Source organism: Streptomyces bohaiensis (genome assembly GCF_012033785.1).
Lineage (GTDB): Bacteria > Actinomycetota > Actinomycetes > Streptomycetales > Streptomycetaceae > Streptomyces > Streptomyces bohaiensis.
The window spans coordinates 1-4346 of the sequence record NZ_JAAVJC010000347.1; the positions used below are offsets into that span (position 1 = coordinate 1).

Below are 4346 nucleotides of genomic sequence, written 5' to 3' on the forward strand. Positions count from 1 at the left end.
GCTCACCCTCATGACCAGGCTGATGAATAGCGACAAGCCCGGCCTCCGCCAGATCGGCGACCAGAATCCGAGCCACACCCAACGGCATCGCCAACAACGCCGAGACCTCGGCAACCGACTTCATCTCGTAGCACAGCTGGCAGATCCGCTGGTGTTCGGGCAGCTGGCCGTGGAGCCGGGCAGGTTCGACGCTGGTACTGACCAACGCCTCGATGGCCAACTGGTACCGGGGCCTGGTCCGGCCACCGGTCATCGCATACGGACGCACCAGCGGCTGCCGGGGCTCGGTGCGCGGCGGGCTCCCGTGCCCGTTGCCCGAGCGTGAGCCTGCGGCCGCCGAAGGGAAGTCGAAGTGTCCGGTCCGTCCGTCCTGGGTCCGGTCGGGGTGGTCGCCTCCGGAAGATCCGGTCGGGGGCGTCGTCACGTCTCTCTCCTCCTCCTGATGCCGTCGATGTGGCCGTTACCGCACTCGCCGTCAAGTGTTATCGCACCTTATGGCGAGGGCGGTCAATCCGCACGGTTGTCTCCTAGTTGAGCAGACTCCCCTGGAGTTCGGCGCGAAGGTCGGGGGTGAGGACGGCTCCCGCCCGGTCGACGAGGAGCGCCATCTCGTACCCCACGAGGCCGATGTCGGCCTCCGGGTGCGCCAGCACCGCGAGGGAGGAGCCGTCGGAGACCGACATGATGAAGAGGAAGCCGCGCTCCATCTCCACCACCGTCTGGTTCACCGGGCCGCCCTCGAAGATCCGGGAGGCACCGGCCGTCAGCGAGGTGAGACCGGAGGCCACCGCCGCCAACTGGTCGGCACGGTCGCGCGGGAAACCCTCGGACATCGCCAGCAGCAGACCGTCGGCCGAGACCACCACCGTGTGCGACACCCCGGGGGTGCTCTCCACGAAGCTGGTGATCAACCAGTTCAGGTTCTGCGCCGCCTGACTCATCGGGCTCACATTAACGCTCCTGATCGCTTACGGGGCCGAAGCCCTCGTCGTCGTTCTCCGCACGGTCCCTGCCGGCACCGCGTCCCTGCCTTACCCCGCGATGGAGGTCGGTGAGGCGGCCCCGGACGTCCTCGGGCGCCCGGGATACCTGCCGACCGCCCGCCGACGGTTCGGACCGGGTGTGCTCCACCAGGTTGGCTTTCGGTACCCGCCTGGGGAGACCTGATTCAGTGGTGTCGACGGGCTGCGCCTCGCGGCGCGGGCCGCGGTCCCACTGCCGGCCCTGCGGCGCCTGACCCGGGGGCTGCCCCGGTCCCTGCTGTCCCTGCCACGGGCCCCCGTCGTCGGGACGACGGCGGGGTTCGCGGCGGGGCAACCCAGCGCCGGTGGTGGGGTTTTGACCCTCCGGCACGAGTTCCGCACCGGGAAAGCCTACGCGGTGCGGGGCGCCAGTGGGAGTCGCAGGGTACGCATCCTCCCCCTCCGGCCGCCGGTCGGGGGTGGTGCCCGGGGCGGCCGCGGTGGTGTCGCGGCGGTGCCGCGCGGCCGCACTCCGGTGGGTGGCGGGGGCGTGAGGGGGGTGTGTGCCGAGAGTGTCCGTGCCGTATTCCTGGCCGGAATAGGTGCCCTGGGGGGCGGTGGGACCGGCCGTGCCGACGGGGTGGTGCGTCGCCCCATGGGGCGCCCCATGGGGCGCCCCGTGCCACCGGTGGCCGTCGCTCTCCCCATGGGGCGCGGGGCGGGCGGCCTCGGGCGTCGGCCCCCTTCCGGCGCCGTCCGACAGGCCGTCGGGGGCGTCGACGGCGATGCGGCGTTCCCCGCGGCGAAGCGACCTGCCCACGTGGTCGGCCGCCGGGGCGCCCCCGTACCGGGCGTCGTCGAAGCCGAGTTCGGCCGCGGTGCGCTGCGGGGCGTCCGGGCTCGGGACCAGGCGGTCGGCCACGACCCGAGGGACAGTGAAACGCTCCGGCGGTTCGGCGTCTCCGGGGCCGTGGCCCCCGTGGGTGATGGTCTCGGGCAACATCACCAGGCAGGTGGTCCCGACCTGCTCACCGGACGGGCGCAGCTGCACGCGTATGCCGTGCCGGAGCGCCAGGCGGCCGACGACGAACAGCCCCATGCGGCGCGACACGTCGAGGTCGGCTGCGGGCGGTTCGGCGAGGCGGTGGTTGATCAGGGCGAAGTCCTCGGCGGGCAGCCCGACGCCGCGGTCGTGGATCTCCACCATGACCCGCCCGTCGGGAAGCCGGGTCGCGGTGACGCGGACCCTGGTGTGCGGGGAGGAGAACGACGTCGCGTTCTCCAGCAGCTCCGCCAGCAGGTGGACGAGGTCGGTGACGACCGCGCCGTGGATGTCGCCCGGCGGGGCACCGACGATGTCGATGCGGTCGTAGTGCTCGACCTCGGACGCCGCGGCGCGCACCACGTCCACCAGCGGCACGGGCCGGCTCCAGCTCCGGTCCGGTTCACGGCCGGCGAGGACGAGGAGGTTGTCGCCGTTGCGACGCATGCGGGTGGCGAGGTGGTCCAGCCGGAAGAGGTGCTCCAACTGCTCGGGATCGGCCTCGTGCCCCTCGAGGTCGCTGATGAGTTCGAGTTGACGCTCCACGAGTCCCTGGTTGCGCCCCGCGAGGTTGGTGAAGACTGCATTGACGTTGCCGCGCAGCAACGCCTGTTCGGAGGCGAGCCGGACCGCCTCGCGGTGGACGTGGTCGAAGGCGCGCGACACCTCGCCGATCTCGTCCCGCCCGCTGACCCGGATCGGGGTGACCCGGGTGTCGACGCGGCCGGGGTCCGCCTGGGAGAGCTGCGACACCAGACCGGGGAGACGGTGTTCCGCGACCTCCAGCGCCGCATCGCGCAACCGAGTCATGTCCCGGCTCATCACACGCGCCATGAGCCCGGCGACGACGAAGGCGGCCAGCAGCGCGGCGAGCACCAGGGCGGAGTTGGTGATCATGTCGGTACGGGCGGCTGCAGCGACGGTCCGCGCTTCGTGCACCGCGTCCTCGACGAGTTCCCGTTCCACGTCGCGGTAGGCGTCGAACCGCACGGTCACCGCCTCGGACCACGCGCTCAAAGTCACGCCGGCGTCGGCGAGGTCGGCCCCGTCCGTACCCGGCTCGGCGAGGGAGGCGGCCATGGTCTCCACCGGGTCGTCGTCACCGCCCGGGGAGGCCAGGGCGCGGTCCAGACGGGTGATGTCCTCCGGACGCGCCGCGGAGACGAACTCGTTGCGGGCGATGCGTTCGAGGTGGCGGTAGGAACTGAGGGCGACCTGGAGCTCGGACCGGCCCTCGGCCCCCTGCTCCCCCACCAGAAGATGGGTGCCCAGCGCCCGCTGGAGCGAGGCGGCGGCCTGCGCGAGCGAGATCGCGTACACCGACCGGCCGTAGGAGGCGAGGTCGTCGGAGCCGAGGCCGAGCTCGTTGGCGAAGGACATCACCGGGTGCTGGACCGCGACGTAGCCCATCTCGGTCTCCGCGCCGACGCCGTCAGCGGTCCACGCCGTCGACCGCAGGTCCTCCAGGCCGGCGGCTGCCTCCTCCACCGCGGCCGCACGCCGGGCGATGCGCTCGTCCGAAGGGGCGCTCGCGAGCCGTGCCTCGAATTCGGCGCGGGTACGGTCGGCGTGGGCACGCACGCGCTCCACTGCCGGGTCGTCGCGGTCGCTGGCGAGGAGCGGTCCGGCGGTGAGGTCCCGTTCGTCGAGCAGGGCGTTGGCGTAGGCAGTGGAGGCGCGGACCAGCTCGGCGACGCGCTCGGCGCGATCGGCCTCCTGCCAGGTGTCGTAGTGCGTGTGCACGCGAAGGCCCCCGAGGACGAGCGCGACGAGAACGGGGATCAGCAGGATGGCGTAGAGCCGGGGTGCGACGCGCCAGTTGCGGGGAGTGAACCGACCGCCCAGGGGCAGGGGGTCGCCTTCCGCGACGCGGTCACCGTGGATCGGCCACGCGGCGTTGCGCCCTTCCCGCCCCTCGCGCCCTTCCCGTGGCGGCACAGCGCCGCCCGGGGTCGTCGCCCGACTCCTGCTCGCCACTCGCCTCACCTCTCGGCCCCGGCCGGTGCCCGGCCGTCGTTGTTTGCGGGTTTCAGGGGGATTTCAGCACGCGTGGGCGGGGTCGGCCAATGCCCCCGCATCGCTGCTGTTTCACACCCTTGGGCTTCCGGAAGTCCGCCATAGCGCACGATCCCCGGAGAAATCGCATTGATCACCCGTCGGAACGAAGGCGGACGGGCACCCACCGTGGTGAACCGCGGCCGTAATCACGCCGAACCGTTATGCGGACGGGGCGATGGTCCGTGGGGAAGGCCACACGACTCGGGCACTCGCCGGGCGGGGCGTGCGGCGAGGGGCGGGCCGGGTGGGGTGCGGCGGCCGCGCCGCGCCGCACGGGGCGGCCG

At 72.7% G+C, this 4346-nt stretch carries 3 protein-coding genes; all 3 read right to left on the reverse strand.

What is annotated here, in order from left to right; translation table 11 throughout:
- The coding region (locus tag HCN52_RS26275) for a DUF742 domain-containing protein (protein WP_168090235.1) at window positions 1–424 on the reverse strand (424 nt) is incomplete at its 3' end.
- Between the two features lie 103 nt (window positions 425–527).
- Window positions 528–941 (reverse strand): roadblock/LC7 domain-containing protein, encoded by a 414-nt coding sequence (locus HCN52_RS22300; protein WP_167974485.1) that lies wholly within the window; start codon window positions 939–941, stop codon window positions 528–530.
- A 10-nt stretch (window positions 942–951) separates the two neighbouring features.
- Window positions 952–3981, reverse strand: coding sequence for a sensor histidine kinase (locus HCN52_RS22305; RefSeq protein ID WP_312876839.1), 3030 nt, complete (start codon window positions 3979–3981; stop codon window positions 952–954).
- Window positions 3982–4346: the final 365 nt, after the last annotated feature.

What these genes read in the sequence shown, in the direction of transcription:
- HCN52_RS22300 (WP_167974485.1), bottom strand. Translation starts at nt 941, where the DNA reads ATGAGTCAGGCGGCGCAGAACCTGAACTGGTTGATCACCAGCTTCGTG.